Genomic DNA, 21,004 nt, shown 5'->3' with positions numbered 1-21,004 from the left:
GGAGGAATCGTGCGCCATCGCAAGCGGGTCGTGCTCAGGGCACTGGCCCTGGCAATCATCGGTTGCCTGTCCTTGGCTTCGTGCGGCGTCGGAGGGTCAGACCACCGCATCCGCATCGGAATCAAGTTCGACCAGCCGGGTCTGGGCTATCAGGACGGGACCGGATACTCCGGGTTCGACGTCGACGTCGCCACCTACCTCGCGGGGAAACTCGGTTATTCCCCGGACCAGATCGAATGGGTCCAGTCGCCCTCGGCCAATCGTGAGAATATGCTCTCCAACCATCAGGTCGACATGATCGTGGCCACCTATTCGATCACCGACAAACGCAAGAAGTCCGTCGACTTCGCCGGCCCGTACTTCGTGGCCGGACAGGACCTGCTGGTGCAGAAGTCGAACGCGGACATCCACGGGCCGGACGATCTCAACGGCAAGAACCTGTGCTCGGTCCAGGGGTCGACGTCCGCCGCCAAGATCAAGGAAAAATACGCCGAGAACGCCAACCTCGTGGAGCTCAACAGCTACGCCGAGTGCATCGGCGCGTTGGAAGCAGGCCGCATCGACGCTCTGACGACCGACGACATCATCCTGGCAGGTCTGGCCTCGACCGGCACCAACAAGGGCAAGTTCAAGCTCACGGGCCAGACCTTCACCGAGGAGAAATACGGCGTGGGACTGCCGAAGGGCACCACCCGGTGCCCGGAAATCTCGAAGGCCATCACCTCGATGGTCGATGACGGGTCCTGGGAGAAGTTCGTGTCGAAGAATACCGAGGGGTCCGGCTACGAATTCGATGCGAAGGCCAATCCGCCGAAACCCACGGAGGGGTGCGCATGAGCTACTTCGACCAGTTCTCCCGTCTCTTCGCCGACTACGACGTCGTCGGAGCGTTCTGGGTCAACATCCAGCTGACATTCTGGGCGGCCGTCTTCGCGTTCCTGATCGGAGCAGTCGTCGCGCTCATGCGGATTTCTCCGGTGCCCAGTCTGCGTTTGCTCGGCGGAGCCTACGTCCACATCGTGCGCAATACGCCACTGACCATTCTGATGGTCATGGCCGTTCTGGCCCTGTGGACGCAGATGCACATCACGCTCTCCACGGACTTCAAGCAGAATTTCTTCAATTTCGCTGTGGCCATGCTGTCGATCTACCACGCGGCCTTCGTCTGCGAGGCGATCAGGTCGGGAGTGAACACCGTTCCCCTGGGGCAGGCCGAGGCCGCCCGCTCGATCGGCCTGGGGTTCCTCCCCACGGCTCGCCTGATCATCTTTCCGCAGGCCATTCGAGGGGCCATCACACCACTGGGCAACGCCTTGATCGCTCTGACCAAGAACACCACGGTCGCGGCCGCCGCGTCGGTCGCCGAGGCCTCCGTGATGATGAAGAAAATGATCGAATTCGACTCCGACGTGATCTTCGCGATCTTCATGACCTTCGCCCTCGGCTTCGTGATCATCGTGATTCCCGTGGGCCTGATCACCACGTGGGCGTCGAGGAAATGGGCGGTGAAGCGATGAGCACTCAGAACGCACTCTTCGACGCGCAGGGCCCCAGGGCCAAACGCCTGACCCGGGTCTTCAACATCATCGGTGCGCTGGTAATCGCTGGAATCATTCTGCTCGTCCTGGTCCGATTGGAGCGGCAGGACCAGCTGACCTGGGACCGCTGGGCATTCCTGTTCACCGGCGACGCCTGGGCCCATCTGTTCCTGCCCGGCCTCTGGGGCACGCTCAAGGCCGCGTTCCTTGCAGTCGTGACGTCGGTGGTCTTCGGGCTTGTCTTCGGCATGGGCCGGCTCTCCCCGATCGGCCCGATCCGTTGGGTCTGCACCGTGGTCGTGGAGTTCCTGCGGGCCGTGCCGGTTCTGATCATGATGATCTTCTTCTGGCTCTGGTTGGGGCATACTTCCCTGATCAACCCGAATCATCTGCCATTCTTCGCGGTGGTTCTGGGACTGACCCTGTACAACGGATCGGTCATCGCGGAATTGGTTCGCTCGGGAGTCCACCAGTTGCCCAAGGGGCAGAGTGAAGCAGGCCTGTCCTTGGGACTGTCTTCCGGGCAGGTGCTGCGAATGATCCAACTGCCGCAGGCCCTCGTGGCCATGATGCCGGCCCTACTCAGTCAGTTCGTAGTGATCCTGAAGGACACCGCCCTGGGCTACATCATCACCTACGGCGAACTGCTGGATGCGGCCAAACGGCTGGGAGCGGCCCATTCGATGCTTCAGGCCCTCATCGTGGCGGCCATGCTCTTCATCGTGATCAATGCCCTGCTGACCACTCTGGCCCAGTGGCTGTCGCGTTACCTGAGCCATCGGGTCGGGGTCAGGGCCAAGGTCTGATCCTGTTCGCACAACCGGCACGATGCCGCCCCTCCCTGCCCAGGGCCGGGCGGCATCGTCAATTCTTGCCCGGGTGCCGCGTGGACGGACCCTTCAGGCCGTCAGCCACCGTTCGAGGGCGTCCAGGCATGCGTGAACCTCGGAGGCGAAGACGTGCTCGTCGTCGGAGTGGGCCAGCAGCGCGTCGCCCGGACCGAAGTTCACCGCGGGAATTCCGAGTGCGGAGAATCGGGCGACGTCGGTCCACCCATACTTCGGGTGAGGGTCGACGCCGACCGAGGAAACCAGGTCCTTCGCCAACGGGGCGTCCAGCCCGGGCCGGGCCGCGGGCGAGGCATCCACAATGTCCAACTCGTACCCGTCGAAGATCCTGTGCATCCGCTCGGTCGCCTCTTCCAGGGTCTTGTCCGGGGCGAATCGGTAGTTGATGTGGACGTTGCACGAATCGGGAATCACGTTGCCCGCGACTCCCCCGTCGATCTGCATGGCGTTGAGTCCCTCTCGGAACTCGAGCCCTTCCACGACCACGCTCTCCGGCTGGTACTGCTCCAGAATGCGCAACAGGTCTCCCACCTTGTGGATCGCGTTCTCCCCCATCCAGGCGCGCCCCGAGTGCGCCGCGGTCCCGGTCGCATGCACCCAGAACCTCATGGTTCCGTTGCAGCCGCCCTCGATCCGTCCGTCGGTCGGTTCCAGGAGGACGGCGAAGTCGGCGTCGGTCACGAGGTCCGGCGCAACCTCGAGGAGTTTGCCCAGGCCCGAGGCGTCGCTGGAGACCTCTTCGTGATCGTAGAAGACGTAGGTGATGTCCCGGGACGGCTCGGTCAGCCGGGCGGCCAGAGCGAGCTGGACCGCGACGCCGCCCTTCATGTCGGTGGCACCGCGTCCGAAGAGAACGTTGCGGCCGTCGATCTGGTCCCACTCGGACGGCACGGTGCCTCGCGCGCCAGCGGTTCTCGGCAACGGGACGGTATCCACGTGACCGGCCAGGACCACACGTTCGGGTCGTCCCAGATCCGTCCGGGCCACGAGGGTGTCGCCGTGTCGGTGGACCGTGAGGTGCGCGAAGCCCTTCAACGCCCTTTCGATGGCGTCGGTCATCGGCCCCTCGCTGTCGGAAACCGAATAGACGTCCAAAAGATCGGCCGTCAATTCGGCGACGTCCTTCGTCAGGTCCAAGTCGGGAACGGTTCCTTGTTGCGGTGCGCTGTCGGGAGTCATGCACTCACCTTAGCGTCGTCTTACGTTTCGATATGAATGATTCCCGATCTTCGGATGTAGGGCGCGGTTTTCGTAGACTGGTCATTATGACTTCAAGTACGAGCGCCGAATACGCAGCCGGATTGGGCCTGGCCACCATCGTGGCCTCAGGTCCCGACGAAGGACAGGTCCTGGATGTCTGGTATCCGACCCCCTCCCTGTCCGAAACCGCCGACACCTCAGTGCGGGAGGATCTGGAGGCCGCTCAGGGCTCCGACGCCGCCCGCAACGTGGAGTTGCGCATCGTGGAAACCACGTCGGCCTTGCAGGAGAACCCCTCCGACGCGGCCGATGCCTACCTGCGACTGCATGCGCTGTCCCACCGTCTCGTACAGCCCAACTCGATCAACCTCGAGGGCATCTTCGGCAAGCTCGCGAACGTGGCCTGGACGAACTTCGGACCCGTCCTGGCCTCGGACCTCGGTCGAGCCCGGCTGGCACTGCGTTCCCGCGGACACGTGACCGTCCACTCCGTGGACAAGTTCCCCCGCATGGTCGATTACGTGGTCCCGAGCGGCGTCCGCATCGGTGACGCCGACCGTGTCCGGCTGGGCGCTCACCTCGCCGATGGCACGACCGTGATGCACGAAGGCTTCGTGAACTACAACGCGGGAACCCTGGGACACGCCATGGTCGAGGGACGCATCAGCCAGGGCGTCGTCGTGGGCGACCATACCGACGTCGGCGGCGGTGCCTCCATCATGGGCACGCTGTCCGGTGGTGGAAAGGAACGCGTTCGTCTCGGAGAGCGCGTGCTCCTGGGGGCGAACGCCGGAGTGGGCATCTCGCTGGGCGACGACTGCGTCGTCGAGGCCGGCCTGTACCTGACGACCGGAACGCGGGTCACCGTGGTCACCGATCAGGAATCTACGGTGGTCAAGGCCGCCGATTTGTCCGGAACGTCGAATCTGCTCTACCGCCGGAATTCCCAGACCGGAACCGTTGAGGCCATTCCGCGGGCCACCGGCACGGTGGAGCTCAACTCGATCCTGCACGCCAACTGAATCACAACTTTGAGGAATCAAACATGAAGATCATGGTGACCGGCGGTGCCGGATACATCGGCAGCCACACGGTCCTCGCCTTGCTGGAAGCGGGGCACGAGGTCGTGGTCATGGACAACCTGGCCAACTCGTCCCGTACGTCCTTGGAACGCGTCAGTGAATTGGCCGGAGGCAAGGCGATCGAATTCCACGAAGTCGATCTGCTCGACGCCGCGGCGATGCGTGAGCTCTTCGCTTCGACCCGGCCCGAGGCCGTCATCCATTTCGCGGGCCTCAAGGCCGTCGGTGAATCGGCCGAGAAACCGCTGTGGTACTACAACACGAACGTTGCGGGTACGATCAACCTGCTTCAGGCCATGGAGTCGGTCGGTTGTCGTTCGATCGTGTTCTCTTCGTCGGCGACCGTGTACGGCGCCCCCGAAGAGATGCCACTCACCGAGAAGCTCCCCATGGATGCCCAGTCCTGCTACGGCCGGACCAAGGAGCACATCGAGGACATGCTGATTGATCTGGCCAACGCGGACGATGCATGGAACGTAGCTCTCCTGCGGTACTTCAACCCCGTGGGCGCGCACGCTTCGGGACGAATCGGAGAGGACCCGACGGGCGTCCCCAACAACCTGTTGCCGTTCATCGCGCAGGTCGCCGTGGGACGCCGGGACAAGCTGAAGGTCTTCGGCAACGATTACCCGACCCCGGACGGGACCGGCGTGCGGGACTACATCCACGTTGTCGACTTGGCCGAAGGCCACATCAAAGCCCTGGACGCCATCTCGGACCGGGGCGGGTTGCACACCTGGAACCTCGGAACCGGCAATGGCTACTCGGTTCTTGAGGTCCGTGACGCGTTCGAAAAGGCGTCCGGCAAGGAGATCCCGTACGAGATCGTGGATCGCCGCCCCGGCGACGTCGCCGTGTCCTACGCCGACCCCTCCTCCGCACTGGCCGATCTCGGGTGGTCCGCAACCCGCGATATCGACACGATGTGCGCCGATCATTGGCGCTGGCAGGAGAACAACCCGAACGGGTACGCGAGCTAGCATCCACCGGACCCCGGACGGACTCGTTCATGGCGGCCGATCCGCTCGCCACTCCGGGGGTGGATCCCGCCTCGGCGGCGCTGTTCGGCGGCGGTTACCCGATTCGGTGGCGGTCTTCCGAATCGGTGGCACTTCCCCACCGTCGAAGGGGCCGGATCCCGACCTGCCGCGAGCCGTTGGGTGGCGGTTACCCGATTCGGTGGCACTTCCCCACCGTTCGAAGGGCTGGACCCCGGTCTGCCGCGAGCGGTTGGGTGGCAGTTACCCGATGAGGTGGCGGTTCCCCACCGTTCGAGGGGGTTGAAACCCGGGCTACCGCGAGCCGTTGGGTGGCAGTTACCCGATCCGGTGGCGGTTCCCCACCGTTCGAGGGGGTTGAACCCCCACCTACCGACGGAAAACGCCTCACCATCGGGCAACCGCCACCCATGCGTGAGCTAGCATCCGCCGGACCCTGGACGGACTCGTTCATGGTTGCCAATCCGCTCAGCGCTCCAGCGGGCGGACCCCGCCTCGGCGAGCCGTTGGGTCGCAGTTACCCGAATCGGTGGCGGTTCCCCACCGTTTGAGGGGGTTGAAAACCGGTCTGTCGCGAGCCGTTGGGTGGCAGTTACCCGATGAGGTGGAGATTTCCCACCGTTTGAGGGGGCTGAACCCCCACCTACCGACGGAAAACGCCTCACCATCGGGCAACCGCCACCCAACAGGGCCCCACCCCGCAGGCAACCGCCACCCAACAAGGCTCGTGCCCTAGCGCTCCTCGGTCTCGCGGCCCCGCTCCCCGGCCTCACGCCCCGCGGCGCGACGCAGCACGAATCCCCGTTTAACGCACCGCGGGCCGCCGTGTGCGGACCGGGTCATTCTGCGACCCGATGCGCACGCGACGGCCCGAGATCATCGGATGTGCGTCACGGCGTCGTGGATTACTCCACTCCGGGGTAACGGCGCTCCGTTTCGCCCGTGTAGACCTGACGCGGCCGACCAATCTTGGTCGAGGGGTCCAGCATCATTTCTCGCCACTGTGCGATCCAGCCCGGCAGGCGACCAATGGCGAAGAGAACCGTGAACATCTGCTCCGGGAAACCCATGGCCTTGTAGATCAGACCCGTGTAGAAGTCGACGTTCGGGTAGAGCTTGCGCTCCACGAAGTAGTCGTCCGCCAGGGCCTTGTCCTCGAGGCGCATGGCGATATCGAGCAGCTCGTCGTCGCCACCCATCTTGCGGAGGATCTTGTCGGCGGTGGCCTTCACGATGCGGGCGCGCGGGTCGTAATTCTTGTACACCCGGTGGCCGAAGCCCATCAGGCGGACGCCCTCTTCCTTGTTCTTGACCTTCTCCATGAAGTCTTCGGGGCTGATGCCCTCGGACTGGATGCTGCGCAGCATGTTCAGGACGGCCTCGTTGGCCCCTCCGTGCTTGGGACCGTACAGGGCATTGATGCCCGCGGAGACGGAAGCGAACATGTTGGCATCCGACGAGCCCACCAGGCGCACGGTGGAGGTCGAGCAGTTCTGCTCGTGGTCGGCGTGGAGGATCAGGAGGAGATTGAGCGCCTCGGCGATCTCCGGGTCCACCTCGTAGTCCTCGGCCGGAACCCCGAAGCACAACCGCAGGAAGTTCTCGGCGTAGTTGAGGTCGTTCTGCGGGTAGAGCATCGGCTCGCCCTTGGACTTCTTGAAGGCGTAGGCCGCAAGGGTCGGGACCTTGGACAGCAGGCGGATCGTGGAGACCTCGACCTCGTGCTCGTCGTGCGGGTCCAGGGAGTCGCTGTAGAAGGTCGACAACGCCGATACGGCAGAAGCCAGGACCGGCATCGGGTGCGCGGTGCGCGGGAAACCGGAGAAGAAGATCTTCAGGTCCTCGTGGACCATGGTGTGCGTGCGGATCATGTGGTCGAAGTCATCCAGCTGCTGCTGCGTCGGCAATTCGCCGTAGATCAGCAGGTAGGCAACCTCGACGAAGCTCGCCTTCTTCGCGAGGTCCTCGATCGGATACCCGCGGTACCGCAGGATCCCGGCCTCACCGTCGATGTAGGTGACGGCCGACTGGACATTCGCGGTGTTCATGAACCCGGGATCGTAGGTGACGTATCCGCCGGTTTCGGAACGGAGCTTGGCGATATCGAAAGCTCCGAACCCGTCGGTCGGTTCGACGGCGGGGCAGTCGACGCTCGTACCATCAAAAGTGAAGGTCGCTTTATCGGTCATATTTCCTCCCGTTTGCGTGTGTCCTCCGTCGATCCGTTGGGGCTCGAGGGGTTTCCTGGGGCCGACACAAAATCGCCGCCCCTTCCGCAACGGTGAAGGCCGCGGGCGTGGGCGGGGACACAGATTTCCTCTGCATAGCCTACCCTTTGCCGACACACCGTCACGAATCATCCCGATGATATGCAGAGACATTTCGCGGCGCTTGACGTGCGGGTCCGAGGCCTTTCCGTGGTACACCGAAACGTCTCCGTGCGCACCGGATTCCTCGGACCGGCAGTCGATGCCGGCGTCGGCGAATCAGCCGCGGGCCAGCCTCCGCACGGCGGCGTCGATCCGCTCGTCCGTCGCCGTGAGGGAAATGCGGATGCGTCCCTGCCCGTGGTCGCCGTAGAAGACGCCCGGCCCGACCACGATCCCCAGATCCGCGAAACGGCCGACGCTGGTCCAGGTGTCCTCGCCCATGGTCCCCCACAGGTACAGGCCCGCCTCGGAGTCCTCGATCCTCATGCCGTAGTCCTCGACCGCGGGCTTCAAAGCCTCGCGACGTCGCCGGTACCGGTCCTTCTGCTCCCGGACATGCGCGTCATCACCCAAAGCCACGGTCATCGCGTCCTGGACCGGCCTCGGAACGATCATGCCCGCGTGCTTGCGCGAGTTGATGAGGTTCGCGATGATCCCCGGGTCGCCGGCGACGAAGGCGGCACGGTAGCCGGCGAGGTTGGACTGCTTGGACAAGGAGTACACCGAGAGCAGGCCCGTCAGGTCGCCGCCCGAGACCGTGGTGTCCAGGACGGACGGCACGGCACGGCCACCGCGGGCTTCGTCCCAGTCTCCCCATCCCAGTTCCGCATAGCATTCGTCGGAAGCGACCACGGCGCCGAGGTCACGTGCCTCTGCCACGAACCGGCTCAGCGATTCCGCGTCCCGCACGCTGCCGGTCGGGTTGCCCGGAGAGTTGATCCACACGAGCTTGACCCGGGACCGGGTCTCGGCGTCGAGGGCGGACAGGTCGTCCGCCGCGACGGCCCGGGCACCAGCCAGCGTCGCGCCGATGTCGTACGTCGGGTAGGCAACGACAGGACGGACGACGACGTCGCCCTCCCCCAGCCCGAGCAGGAACGGCAACCACGCGACCAACTCCTTGGACCCGACCGTGGGCATGACCGAGGACTCGTCCACACTGTCCGCACCACGGCGACGCCGGTACCACTGGGCAATGGCCTGGCGAACTTCCGCGGTGCCCTGCGTGGTCGGGTACCCGGGGGCGTCAGCGGCATCCGCCAGGGCGCGGCGGACGATATCGGGAGTCGGATCGACCGGCGTACCGATCGACAGATCCACGGTTCCGTCCGGGTGCGCGGCAGCACGTTCGCGATACGGCGCCAGAGCGTTCCACGGGTAATCAGGCAGGCTGAGGCCGAAATCGGGCATGGGTCGCGGTCCTACTCCTGGTTCTGGGGCGGAAGGTCCGCGATGTACTGGTGATCGTAGTCGAGGGCGCCGGTTCGGGCGGCTCCGCCCGGGGATCCCAGGTCATCGAAGAAATCCGCATTGACCGAGGTGTAGGTTTCCCACTCTTCGGGGACGTCATCCTCGTAGTAGATCGCCTCGACCGGGCACACGGGTTCGCAGGCACCGCAGTCCACGCATTCGTCCGGGTGGATGTACAGTGACCGCTCGCCTTCGTAGATGCAGTCCACGGGGCATTCCTCGACGCAGGCGCGATCTTTCACGTCGACGCAGGGCTGGGCGATTACGTATGTCATTCAAACCTCTCATCGGTACCGGGTTCGCCGGTCGTCGCGGTTCGGTTCGTTGCTCCGCGGCACGTCTGTTGAACCATCAGTCTAGTCGGGCTCGACGCGACGTCCTACCCGGTTGACTCCACTGTATGGGGTATCACTGACCGGGAGCCCGGCGGTTAAGATCCATGAAGTCTTGACGAAGATTAAGCATTTCGGGACTTCAGGATCGTCCTGTTGGAAATCCACTGCCCGATCATGGTCATGACCAGGATCCCCAGTATCCAGGCGATCCCGACCTGCCCGATCGGGACCTTCGGATTCGGAATCACCAGCAACGAGTCGGAGCGGGCGTAGACGAAGAACCCGATCTCGATGAAAGCGAAGAGTCCGGGCAGGACCGTGGCCCACGTCCGACGGGTGTAGTGGGAGATCCAGAGGGTCCCGCTCAGGACCAGCAACAACGCCAGGCCGAGGCCCCAGGGCAGGTACCAGCCGGAGAAGTAGCTGATCGAGGCGTGGAACATGGTGCCGATGAATCCGACCACCAGTCCCACACCGGCACCCGCGATCACCGAATTGACCGGCCCTGCGGCCAGATCCTCGGGATCTTCCTGGGACACGTCGATCGATTCGGCGAGGAGCCGGTAGGACTCGGCCGCACTGATGTTCTGCTCGACGTTGTTCGAGTAGTGGAAGGTCATGCCGTCGCCCACTTCGACCTGGGTCTCGTGGGCGGCCATCGCGGTTTTCTTGGTGGCCGCATCGCCTTCGACGACCGCTTGCCGGCGGTCGTCGTCCGGGTCGGCTTCTCCCTCGACGCCCCAGACCAGCAATGGCTGCGCCTTGCGGGAGAGCATCCCGAGGGCCTTCATGGTCGCCTCGTGGGTCCGCCGGTGGTCGGGGTGACCGTACCCGCCGTCGACGTCGTAACTCACGACGACGTCGGGCCGGACCTTTTCGATCACCCGGGCAATGGCTGCCGCGGATTCCTTCAACGGCGCCCGCGTCAGGCAGTCCGACGCCGCGTTCGTGGCCGACGTCGCCCTCCCGTGCTTCCCCCAGGACATACCTGAATCCCGGAAGTATCCGGGGCTGCGACGCCGTTCGGCGAACCAGTGGTTGCGAACACCGAGTTCGCGGCACGCCGCTTCCAACTCGGTTTCGCGGAGGGCCCCCAGGGCGTCCCCGGAATCATCGTCCGAACGCTTTCGGACATCCAGGTCGGCATGCCGTTCACCGATGACCTCCCCCATCTCGCCGCGCGACATCGTGAGCAAGTCCACCGCGGCCCCTGCCCGGGCGTAATGGCTCATCGTCGCGCCCGTCGACGTGGATTCGTCATCCGGGTGCGCGTGGATGAAAAGCATCGTCGCGTGCCGCGGGTCCAGGGACTCGGGCAGGAGCGAGGCCAGTGCGTCCGGCGCGGTGTACTCGGCCTGTTCGGGGTAGAACGGCTCGGGGTGGGAACCGTGCGTTGAGGGAGTTGTCATCGGTGAAGGCGTGCTGTCCGGTACCTCGATCTAGTTGGCGCGGTTGCGTGCTCGGAACGCGCGCACACGCTCGTGGGCGTCGAGGATGACCTTGCGGATGCGGATCGCCTCGGGCGTGATCTCGACGCATTCGTCCTCGCGGGCGAATTCGAGGCATTCCTCCAGCGTGAGCTTCCGCGGAGGGGTCAGGTTCTCGAAGCTCTCCGCGCTGGCCGAACGCATGTTGGTCAGCTTCTTCTCCTTCGTAATGTTGACCTCCATGTCGTCGGCGCGTGAGTTCTCGCCCACGATCATGCCTTCGTACACCTCGGAGGTCGGCTCGACGAAGAACGTGCCGCGTTCCTGCAGGTTCATCATCGCGTAGGGGGTCACCACGCCCGCGCGGTCCGCGATCAACGAGCCGTTCGTGCGGTACTCGATGTCGCCCGCCCACGGTTCGAAACCGTCCGCGTACGAGTTCGAGATGCCCGCGCCCCGGGTTTCGGTCAGGAACTGCGTACGGAAACCGATCAGGCCGCGCGCCGGAACTCGGAATTCCATGCGGACCCAGCCGGTGCCGTTGTTGGTCATGGTTTCCATGCGCCCCTTGCGGGCCGCCATGAGCTGGGTGACTGCGCCCATGTATTCGTCCGGAACATCGATCGTCATGTATTCGATGGGCTCGTGGACCTTGCCGTCGACGATCTTGGTGACGACCTGCGGCTTGCCCGCGGTCAGTTCGAAGCCTTCACGACGCATCTGCTCGACCAGGATGGCCAGTGCGAGCTCGCCACGGCCCTGGACTTCCCAGGCGTCGGGACGCTGCGTCGGGAGGATGCGAATCGACACGTTGCCGATGAGCTCCTTGTCGAGGCGGTCCTTGACCTGGCGCGCGGTGACCTTGGCGCCTTTCACTCGACCCGCCATCGGCGAGGTATTGATTCCGATGGTCATCGAGATGGCGGGCTCGTCGACCGTGATCAGAGGCAGCGGATCCGGGTTCTCGGCGTCGGTCAAGGTCTCACCGATGGTGATGTCCTCGATGCCGGCAACCGCGACGATGTCGCCGGGACCTGCTTCTTCGGCCGGCACACGGTCGAGGGCCTTGGTCTTGAGCAGCTCCGAGATGCGGACGTTCTTGAGCTGGCCGTCCTGACGCGCCCAGGCAACGGTCTGTCCCTTCCTGAGGGTTCCGTTGAAAACGCGCAGCAGAGCCAGACGCCCGAGGAAGGGCGAGGAGTCCAGGTTGGTCACGTGGGCCTGCAGGACGCCGTCAGGGTTGTACGTCGGAGCCGGGACGTGTTCCATGATCGTCTTGAACAGGGGTTCGAGGTCCTCATTGTCCGGAATCTCGCCATCGGCGGGCTGATCGGTCGAGGCACGGCCGGCCTTGCCGGAAGCGTAGACCACGGGGACGTCGAGGACGGCGTCGAGATCCAGGTCGGGGACCTCGTCCGCAAGATCGGAGGCCAAGCCCAGGAGCAGGTCCATGGTCTCGGAGACGACTTCCTCGATGCGGGCGTCCGGACGGTCGACCTTGTTCACGACCAGGATGACCGGAAGCTTCGCCGCGAGTGCCTTGCGGAGCACGAAGCGCGTCTGCGGCAACGGACCCTCCGACGCGTCGACGAGGAGCACGACGCCGTCGACCATCGACAGCCCGCGCTCAACCTCGCCACCGAAGTCGGCGTGGCCCGGGGTGTCGATCACGTTGATTGTGACCGTCTCGCCCTTCGAATGCTCGCCCGAGTACTCCACGGTGGTGTTCTTCGCGAGAATCGTGATGCCCTTCTCGCGTTCCAGATCACCGGAGTCCATCACGCGATCTTCGACATCCGCGTGGTCAGAGAATGCGTGGGTCTGCTTGAGCATGGCGTCCACGATGGTGGTCTTGCCGTGGTCAACGTGGGCCACGATCGCGACATTGCGGATGTCGGTGCGCGTAGCGGTGCTGGAAGTTTCAGTCATACGATAAGGCTCGCTTTGCTGGTCAGTGGCTGGGGTGACGTCATGGGATGCCACAGCGTCGGCATAATTTTCAGGCGCGATCTAGCGCGACCTCTTGGGCCAATGTCCATCATAGCCGCATCGTCAAACGCCGAGGCCCGGGCCCCGGCCTGTGGTGGCGGGTGCCCGGGCCTCGGGCTCCGGTGCGTTCCTGGTGTCAGGCGGCTTCGGGCGGGATCATGAGCCCCGCACCCGGGATGGCCGCCAACAGCTTCTGGGTGTATTCGGTCTGTGGGTCCTCGAACACCGCATCGGTGGACCCGGTCTCGACCATCTTGCCCTTCTCCATGACGCACACCCGATCCGCGATCTGGCGGACGACCGCCAGATCGTGGGTGATGAACAGGTAGGTAAGGCCCAGTTCGGATTGGAGCTCGGCCAGAAGGTTCAGGATCTGCGCCTGCACAAGGACGTCCAGGGCCGAGACGGCTTCGTCGCAAACCACCAAGTCAGGGTTCAACGCCAGGGCACGCGCGATCGCAACACGCTGACGCTGTCCCCCCGAGAGTTCATTGGGGTAGCGAGCCATCATCGATTGCGGGAGCTGCACCTGGTCGAGCAGGCTCTTGACCTTCTTCTCGCGCTCCGCCTTGGAACCGACTTTGTGGACACGCATGGGCTCTTCGATCGTCCGGAAGATGTTGTACATCGGATCCAGCGAGCCATAGGGGTCTTGGAAAATCGGTTGTACGCGTCGCCTGAACGTGAACATCTCCCGGCCCTTGAGCCCGGCGATATCCCTGCCGTCGAAGGAAATGCGGCCCCGAGTGATCGATTCGAGACCCAAGAGCATTCGCGCGATGGTGGACTTGCCGGAACCGGATTCGCCGACCACGGCCGTCGTCGTCCCGCGCGGGATCGTGAACGAGACGTCGTCGACCGCGGTGAACTGTTCGGACTTGCCCCAGGCTCCTCTGAGTTTGAACACCTTCGACAAGTTCTCGATCTGGACGAAATCGTGTTGCAGCGACGCCTGGATCTCTGTCTTCGGCCGCTCGGCGAGCAGTTCGTCGGTCTCCTGCCCCGTCTCCCTGGCCACCTGGATGCGGCGGGAGGCCAGCGACGGCGCCGAATCCACGAGCTTCTTGGTGTAGGGATGCTGAGGGTTCCGCAACAGGTCCAGTGCCGGTCCCGCCTCGACGACCCGGCCCTTGTACATGACCACGACCTTGCGTGCGCGCTCCGCGGCCAGCCCGAGATCGTGCGTGATCAGCAGAACCGCCGTCCCCAGATCCTGGGTCATCCCCTCCAGGTGGTCGAGAATCGTCCGTTGCACCGTCACGTCCAGCGCGGACGTCGGCTCGTCGGCGATGAGCAGGCGCGGCTGGCAGGACAGCCCGATCGCGATCAGGGCACGCTGCCGCATCCCGCCGGAGAATTCGTGCGGGTACTGGCGTGCGCGACGGTCGGCGTCCGGAAGTCCGGCCTGTTCGAGGACGCGGCTGACGTCCTTGTCCGACGACGGAAGACCGTTGGCCTTCAGGGTCTCCTTGACCTGGAATCCGATCTTCCACACGGGGTTCAGGTTGGACATGGGATCCTGCGGAACCATGCCGATCTGGTTGCCGCGCAGTTTGACCTTCTCGGATTCGTCGATGTGGGTGATGTCCTTGCCGTCGAAGAAAATCTGCCCGCCGGAGATCCTGCCGTTGCTGGGCAGAAGCCCGATGGCGGCCAGGGCCGAGGTCGATTTGCCCGAACCGGATTCCCCGACGATCGCCACGGTTTCACCGGGCATCACCGAGAAGCTCGATTCCTTGACGGCTTCGACGTCGCCCGTGCTGGTGGAAAACGTGATTCCGAGGTTCTTGATGTCCAGGAGCGGGTGTGATGTTTGTTCGGTCATGGGTCACTTCTTCCGGGACTTGGGGTCGAGTGCATCGCGCAGGGCATCGCCCAGCATGATGAAGCTCAGAACCGTCAGGGACAGGGCCAGGCCTGGCCAGAACACGGGCATCGGGTTGGAACGGAAGGCGTCCTTGCCGTCGGAGATGTCATTTCCCCAGCTCATGACGTCCGGGGGCAGACCGATGCCCAGGTAGGACAGCGTCGACTCCGCGACGATGAACGTGCCCAGGGAGATGGTCGCGATCACGATGACCGGGGCCATCGCGTTGGGGATGATGTGCCTCAGCAGAACGTTGAAGGAGGAGACCCCCAGGGATCGGGCGCTCGTCACGTAGTCCGCGTTGCGGACCTCGACCACGGCGCCACGCATAATGCGTGCGACCTGGGGCCACCCCAGCAGCACCAGGATGGCGACGAGCGTCCACACACCGCGGTTCTCCCGGAATGCCGGGAGCTGCATGATGACCAGCGCGCCGAGGATGAGGGGCAGGGCGAAGAAGATGTCGCCCAGGCGGGCCAGGACGGCGTCGACCCAGCCACCGAAATACCCGGCGATCGCTCCGATGATTCCACCGATGACGACGACGCCGAGCGTCGCGAAGAGCCCCACGGTCAGCGACGCCCTGGTTCCGGCGATGACGCGCGAGAACACGTCGCACCCTTGGGCCGTGAACCCCATGATGTGGCCCGAGGACGCCTTGCCGTTGGAGTTCTGAAGAAGGCACTCGGCGCTTGAGGGATCCTCGCTCCAGAACAATTGCGGGAAGAACGCGATGGCGACCGCCAGGACGATCAGTATCACCGAGATGATGAACGTCGGTTTGGTCCTCAACTGCCGCCAGGCATCCCGCCAGAGGCTGAGAGGCGCTTCGTCCGCAACGGTCGAATCCGTCGCGGCTACGGGGGTCTCGTCGATATCGGCGATGTAGTGTTCGACGGCGAGCGCGGAACCGGGGAGGTCCTTCTGGTTTCCCGCGACGGCGTGTTCGGCGGCCTCGGGCTGGAGCCGCTCGCGCGTCGGTTCCGTGATGCCCTCGTTCGGGGAGGGCGTGGTGTCAGTGTTTTCGTATTTATGCATAGCGGATCCTCGGATCGAGCCAGGCGTAGAGCAAATCAACCAGGAGGTTGGCCACGCAGAAGATCAGGACCATGATCGACACGATGGAGACCACGGTCGGCGCATCGCCCAGGGTCAGGGCCTTGTAGAGCTGTGAGCCGATTCCGGGCACGTTGAAGATGCCTTCCGTGACCACGGCGCCGCCCATCAGCGCCCCGAGGTCCGCGCCGAGGAACGTCGCGACCGGGATCATGGAATTGCGGAGAATGTGCACGCGGATCACTCGTCCGCGCGTCAGGCCCTTGGCCGTCGCGGTACGCACGTAGTCCGCGTTCGCGTTCTCCGCGACCGACGTTCTGGTCAGGCGCAGGACGTACGCGAAGGACACCAGGCCGAGCACCACTGCGGGCAGAATCAGTTCTCCCCATCCGGCCGTTCCGGAGACCGTGGGTTTCGCGAGGCCGAGCCGCACGCCCACGAAGAACTGGAGCATGAAGGCCAGAACGAAGATCGGGATGGCGATGACGATGAGGGAAATGACCAGAACGGTCGAGTCGAAGAGCTTGCCCCTTTTGAGCCCGGCGTAGAGGCCGAAGATCACACCGAAAATTCCCTCGAAGACGAGGGCCTCGATGGCCAGTCGCGCGGTCACGGGGAAGGCGTTTTCGAGGATCGATCCGATTTCTCGACCGGAGAAGTTGACTCCCAGGTCACCGGTGAAGAGGCCGCCCAGGTAGTTCACGTATTGGACCAGGAACGGATCGTCGAGATGGTATTTCTCGGTCAGCGCCGCCGCGACGCCGGGCGTGCAGCCCTTCTCGCCGCAGAGAGCCGCGAGGGGGTCTCCGGGAAGCATGAAGACGAGGAAGTACACCAGGAGGGTGGCCCCCAGGAATACGGGAATGAGTTGGAGGATTCGTTTGAAGAGGTACCACAGCATGGGTCAGATCGTCCCCTGCTCTGTCACGACGGCACGTGGCCGTCCGGTGGTTGCATTGGTTGTCATAGATATCTGCCTCTGAGGGGAAGAGGAGATGGAGGGCCGCCGGGCGGCCCTCCATCTGCTGTTTTGTCAGGCCGTTTCCGGCAGGGTCACGAGGACTTCTCCACGTCGAAGTACATCGGAGTGCCGTTCCAGGACGCCTTGACGTTCGAAACGCTCTCCGACCACCCCATGTTGGCCTGCTGGTACCACAACGGAATCGCGGGAAGGTCCTCGAGGAGCATCGAATCGGCTTCCTGGAAGGCCTTGTTCGCCGCGTTCTTGTCCTTCGCCTGGAGGCCTTCGTCCAACTTCTTCTCGAACTCCGGGTTGTCGTACTTGGAGTCGTTCGAGTTGGCGCCCTTCGTGTAGGTGGGCTCCATGAAGTTGTAGAGCGACGGGTAGTCGCCCAGCCAGCCGGAACGGACCGCGCCGGTCAGCTTGCCGGAGGTCGCATCGGTGCGGACCTCCTTGAAGGTCGAGTAGGACTTGCCTTCGGCCTCGATGCCCAGGTTGTTCTTGATCTGGTTGGTCACGGCGTCGACCCACTTCTTGTGGCCGCCGGCGTCGGCGTTGTAGGCCACGGTGAACTTCTCGGACGTGTCATAGGGCTGGATCTTCTCGGCCTGCTCCCAGAGCTCTTTGGCCTTGTCCTTGTCGAACTTGGTGTTCTCAGAGTTCTTGACGTCGTCCTTGTAGCCTTCCAGCACGGGTGCCGTCATGTCGGTTGCCGGCTTCCGGGTACCGTTCAGGATCACCTTGATGACCTCATCACGATCGATGGCCATCGACAGGGCCTGACGACGCAGCTTGCCGGCTTCGCCGCTCCAGTTCTTGAGGTAGTACGGAATCGCAATGGTCTGGTTGCCTGCGTACGGTTCGTCCAGGCTGCGGTCGCCGAGATCGTCCTTGTAATTGCCCAGGGCCGAGGTTGGGATCTGCTGCAGGACGTCGAGGTTGTTGGCCAGAAGGTCCTGATACGCGGTGTCCGGGTTCTGGTAGAGCTTGAAGGTGACGCCACCGTTCTTGGCCTTTTGCGGGCCGTCGTAGTCGTCGTTCTTGACCAGGTCGATCTGGGTGTTGTGCTGCCAGGCACCTTCCTTGGCCATCTTGTACGGGCCATACCCCACCGGGTTCTCGCCAAAGGCCTTCATGTCCTTGAAAGCGGATTCGGGCATCGGCACATACGCCGAATATCCGAGCCGGAGGTTGAAGTCGGACTGCGGGGACTTCAGCTTGACGGTGAAGGTGTTGTCGTCCACGACCTGAAGTCCGGACATCTTGTCCTCTTCGGAGCCTTCCTTGGACACGTCGTCGTATCCTTCGATCGGGCTGAAGAAGTTCGCGCCGGATTGTGCGTTCTTGACGGCCGCACCGTAGTTCCAGGAGTCGACGAAGCTCTGGGCGGTGACGGGCTCGCCGTTGGTGAACTTCTTGTCCTTCTTGATCTTGATGGTCCAGTTCTGGTTGTCGTCGGAGTCGATCGAGTCCGCCAGGTCGTTCTGCGGCTTGCCGTCCTCGTCGTAGGCGATCAGACCGCTGAAGATGCTGCCGACGACGACGCCGCCGCCGTTTTCGGATGTGTTGGTCGGGACCAGGGGGTTCTGGGGTTCGACGCTGTCAGCGGTGATGATCGCCGAAGAATCTGTTTCTCCGCCGCCCGCGGTGCCGCCCCCGCAGCCGGAGAGAGCGAGAACGGAGATCGCCGCCACGCTCGCGAATGTGGAAATGCGCGAAAATCGCATTTCTCCTCCTAGGAGTGATTGATCAGTGTGACAAACGCGCTCGATGCACCCCTGGCGAAGAGAGCCAGCCCCACGCTGACTAGGCGAAAGTTGTGATGCATGACACGTATGAAAGAAGTGTAGACCACAACTGTTGCGCATTTGTAACCACGCGGTTTCCCGGGTGTGATCGGGCCACGCGACAGGCGTCATACCGCGCGACATCGGGGCGGGCGAGGAATTTCTCGGCGTGTCGAAGCGATTCCATGCGACCCCCAAGGTTCTCCGAGGTTCGTGTTCATGCGCGACCGGATCGCCGCCCGTGCGACGTCTCAACCCGGCGGCCCCACCGGACACACGAAAGGCCCGCCCCCTTGCCTCGGGGACGGGCCTTCCATCAGGTGATCGATGGAACGAGCGGACGGTGAGCGCCGCGATCAGTCGTCGAACGACCTCCACGGCAGCTTTCCGGATTTCTTCTTCTTGCCGGCGACCTTGGTGGTCATTCCCGTTCGGGCCTCCACCGCGTTCTCCGCGGCTTCGGCGGCCTCGGCCTCCATCCGGTCATTCCACTGCTCCTCGAGCTGGGAGAAGCTGGCTTCGACCTGACTGTTCACGTTCTCCGAGATCTCGTCCGCCAGCTCATTGCGAACTTGGCGACGTTGGGCCCGGATGAACAACCGGTGTTCGGCCTGCAAGGACTTGAACAGCGAGATGCACATGAACACGATGACGATCGAGAACGGCAACGCCGTGAGAATCGAGATCGTCTGAATCGCATTCAACGAGTTCTCGCCGCCGGCCCAGAGCAGGGCGGTCGCGGTTCCACCTGCGATCAGGACCCAGAAGACCCGAACCCAGGTCTTGGGGTTCGGCGATCCGGAGGACGAGATCATGCCCAGGACCAATGCGCCGGAGTCGGCTGAGGTCACGAAGAACACGATGATCAGGATGACCGATCCGAAAATCAGCACCCCGGAGGCCGGCAGGTCCTGCAGCATCGTGAACAGGACGCCTTCGCTCTCCAGGTCGACGAGTCCACCCTTGCCGAAGAGCTCGGTGTGCAGCGCGGTGCCGCCCATCACGGAGAACCAGAAGAAGGACATCGCGGCGGGGATCAGGAGAACCGCCAGGACGAATTCACGCACCGTGCGTCCGCGGGACACTCGGGCGATGAACATGCCCACGAAGGCCGACCAGGAAATCCACCAGCCCCAGTAGAAGGTGGTCCAGGTTCCCGCGAACTCCTGCCCTTCGGAACCGTCGAAGGCGAAGGTCGAGGCCGTCATCTCGATGACGTGCTGCAGGTAGTGGCCGATGGCCTGGACGAACTCGCGGAGCAGGAAGATCGTCGGACCCATGACGAGCACGAACAGGGCGATGATGGCCGCCAGCACCAGGTTGCCGTTGGACAACCACTTCATGCCCTTCTCCAGGCCGGTGACCACGGAGAACAGCGTCACAGCGGACAGCACGACGATGATCATCGTGTATCCCAGATTGCCGGTGGCATCAATGTTGAGGAATCCCAGGCCGGAGGCGATCTGCATGACGCCGAGACCCATCGACGTCGCCACGCCGAAGAGCACGCCCACCAGGGCGACGATGTCGATGATGTCCCCCCAGATTCCGCTGATCCGGTCACCGAGCAACGGCTTGAGCGAGAAGCGGATGGAGAGCGGGAGCTTCTTCCGGTGGGCGGAATAGGCGATGGCCATTCCGACGATCACGTAAATGGCCCACGGGTGCAGACCCCAGTGGAGGAAGCTCCAGGACATGCCCTGCTGTGCCAGCTGCTCCTTCGACCCGCCGACCTCGGGCGGAGGCGACGCGTAGTGGGCAATCGGCTCGGAGGCGCCGTAGAACACCAGTCCGATACCCATGCCGGCCGCGAACAGGAATGCCAGCCAGGTCATAAAGGAATAATCCGGCGTGGAATCGTCCGGACCCAATTTGATGTCGCCCAGCCGACTGAACCCCAGATACAGGGCAAAAACCACGAAAATGGCCACAATGGCGGTGTAATACCAGCCGAAGTATCCGATGACGTCCGTCTGGAGCGCCCCGAAGACCTCATTGGCCTGGTGGGGAAAAAGCATAGTGATGCCAATAAAAAGAGCCATCACGATGGCTGCTGGGATGAAAACTCGCTTGTCGATCGCGCCGCGCTTCATCTTCTCACGCAGGCGGTCGGGCACTCCCCCGACCCGTATGTCAGGTTTTCTGGTCAAAAAGTTAGCCATACAATCCTCTTTGCGTACCTCATCAAGTAATGCGTGCAAGTGAGTTTTCGCCCCACCGGAACAACTCAGTGACA

16 protein-coding genes are annotated in these 21,004 nt (G+C 63.6%); 5 read left to right on the top strand and 11 right to left on the bottom strand.

All coding sequences use genetic code 11. From position 1 onward, the window contains the following. Nucleotides 1–9 precede the first annotated feature (9 nt). Genes EWU68_RS01355 through EWU68_RS01345 form a run of 3 tightly spaced genes read left to right on the top strand, consistent with a single transcriptional unit; the run spans nucleotide 10 to nucleotide 2,344 of the window. Nucleotides 10–837, top strand: a complete 828-nt coding sequence (locus EWU68_RS01355) for a glutamate ABC transporter substrate-binding protein (RefSeq protein ID WP_397554922.1) — start codon at nucleotides 10–12, stop codon at nucleotides 835–837. Next, nucleotides 834–1,517: an amino acid ABC transporter permease gene (locus EWU68_RS01350; protein ID WP_129314077.1), complete on the top strand. Its 684-nt coding sequence runs from the start codon at nucleotides 834–836 to the stop codon at nucleotides 1,515–1,517. Before EWU68_RS01355 ends, EWU68_RS01350 begins: the two co-directional genes overlap by 4 nt. Continuing rightward, nucleotides 1,514–2,344, top strand: a complete 831-nt coding sequence (locus EWU68_RS01345) for an amino acid ABC transporter permease (RefSeq protein WP_129314076.1) — start codon at nucleotides 1,514–1,516, stop codon at nucleotides 2,342–2,344. Before EWU68_RS01350 ends, EWU68_RS01345 begins: the two co-directional genes overlap by 4 nt. A gap of 93 nt (nucleotides 2,345–2,437) precedes the next feature. On the opposite strand, the gene dapE is transcribed toward EWU68_RS01345, so the two are convergent. After that, nucleotides 2,438–3,565 carry a succinyl-diaminopimelate desuccinylase gene (dapE, locus tag EWU68_RS01340; protein ID WP_129314075.1) on the bottom strand — a complete coding sequence of 376 codons (1,128 nt, stop codon included), beginning with the start codon at nucleotides 3,563–3,565 and terminating at the stop codon, nucleotides 2,438–2,440. 86 nt (nucleotides 3,566–3,651) lie between these two features. Between dapE and dapD the strand changes: the two genes are divergently transcribed. Continuing rightward, nucleotides 3,652–4,608 (top strand): 2,3,4,5-tetrahydropyridine-2,6-dicarboxylate N-succinyltransferase, encoded by a 957-nt coding sequence (gene dapD / locus EWU68_RS01335; RefSeq protein WP_129314074.1) that lies wholly within the window; start codon nucleotides 3,652–3,654, stop codon nucleotides 4,606–4,608. A 23-nt stretch (nucleotides 4,609–4,631) separates the two neighbouring features. Continuing rightward, nucleotides 4,632–5,648 (top strand): UDP-glucose 4-epimerase GalE, encoded by a 1,017-nt coding sequence (gene galE / locus EWU68_RS01330; protein WP_129314073.1) that lies wholly within the window; start codon nucleotides 4,632–4,634, stop codon nucleotides 5,646–5,648. Nucleotides 5,649–6,571: 923 nt separating this feature from the next. Here the strand turns inward: galE and EWU68_RS01325 are convergent. The 10 genes from EWU68_RS01325 to EWU68_RS01280 form a co-directional block, all read right to left on the bottom strand. Further along, nucleotides 6,572–7,855, bottom strand: a complete 1,284-nt coding sequence (locus EWU68_RS01325; RefSeq protein WP_129314072.1) for a citrate synthase — start codon at nucleotides 7,853–7,855, stop codon at nucleotides 6,572–6,574. 297 nt (nucleotides 7,856–8,152) lie between these two features. Beyond that, entirely contained in the window at nucleotides 8,153–9,286 is a 1,134-nt protein-coding gene (dapC, locus tag EWU68_RS01320) for a succinyldiaminopimelate transaminase (protein ID WP_129314071.1), read from the bottom strand. An 11-nt stretch (nucleotides 9,287–9,297) separates the two neighbouring features. After that, on the bottom strand, nucleotides 9,298–9,621 hold the full coding sequence (gene fdxA, locus EWU68_RS01315) for a ferredoxin (RefSeq protein WP_129314070.1): 324 nt from the start codon (nucleotides 9,619–9,621) through the stop codon (nucleotides 9,298–9,300). Between the two features lie 182 nt (nucleotides 9,622–9,803). Then, nucleotides 9,804–11,090, bottom strand: coding sequence for a PIG-L family deacetylase (locus EWU68_RS01310; RefSeq protein ID WP_129314069.1), 1,287 nt, complete (start codon nucleotides 11,088–11,090; stop codon nucleotides 9,804–9,806). 30 nt (nucleotides 11,091–11,120) lie between these two features. Further along, nucleotides 11,121–13,037, bottom strand: a complete 1,917-nt coding sequence (typA, locus tag EWU68_RS01305; protein WP_129314068.1) for a translational GTPase TypA — start codon at nucleotides 13,035–13,037, stop codon at nucleotides 11,121–11,123. Between the two features lie 196 nt (nucleotides 13,038–13,233). Further along, on the bottom strand, nucleotides 13,234–14,922 hold the full coding sequence (locus tag EWU68_RS01300; RefSeq protein ID WP_129314067.1) for a dipeptide ABC transporter ATP-binding protein: 1,689 nt from the start codon (nucleotides 14,920–14,922) through the stop codon (nucleotides 13,234–13,236). 3 nt (nucleotides 14,923–14,925) lie between these two features. Then, complete coding sequence (locus EWU68_RS01295) at nucleotides 14,926–16,002, bottom strand: ABC transporter permease (RefSeq protein WP_129314066.1); 1,077 nt, start codon at nucleotides 16,000–16,002, stop codon at nucleotides 14,926–14,928. Continuing rightward, nucleotides 15,995–16,921, bottom strand: coding sequence for an ABC transporter permease (locus EWU68_RS01290; protein WP_129314065.1), 927 nt, complete (start codon nucleotides 16,919–16,921; stop codon nucleotides 15,995–15,997). The genes EWU68_RS01295 and EWU68_RS01290 overlap by 8 nt, the downstream gene beginning before the upstream one ends. Nucleotides 16,922–17,073: 152 nt before the next feature. Further along, nucleotides 17,074–18,708, bottom strand: a complete 1,635-nt coding sequence (locus EWU68_RS01285) for a peptide ABC transporter substrate-binding protein (protein WP_129314064.1) — start codon at nucleotides 18,706–18,708, stop codon at nucleotides 17,074–17,076. Between the two features lie 416 nt (nucleotides 18,709–19,124). Continuing rightward, entirely contained in the window at nucleotides 19,125–20,930 is a 1,806-nt protein-coding gene (locus EWU68_RS01280; RefSeq protein WP_162421324.1) for a BCCT family transporter, read from the bottom strand. Nucleotides 20,931–21,004: the final 74 nt, after the last annotated feature.

The organism is Rothia koreensis (assembly GCF_004136575.1).
In the GTDB taxonomy this organism is placed as follows: Bacteria; Actinomycetota; Actinomycetes; order Actinomycetales; family Micrococcaceae; genus Rothia; species Rothia koreensis.
This window is presented reverse-complemented; position numbering and strand designations above follow the sequence as displayed.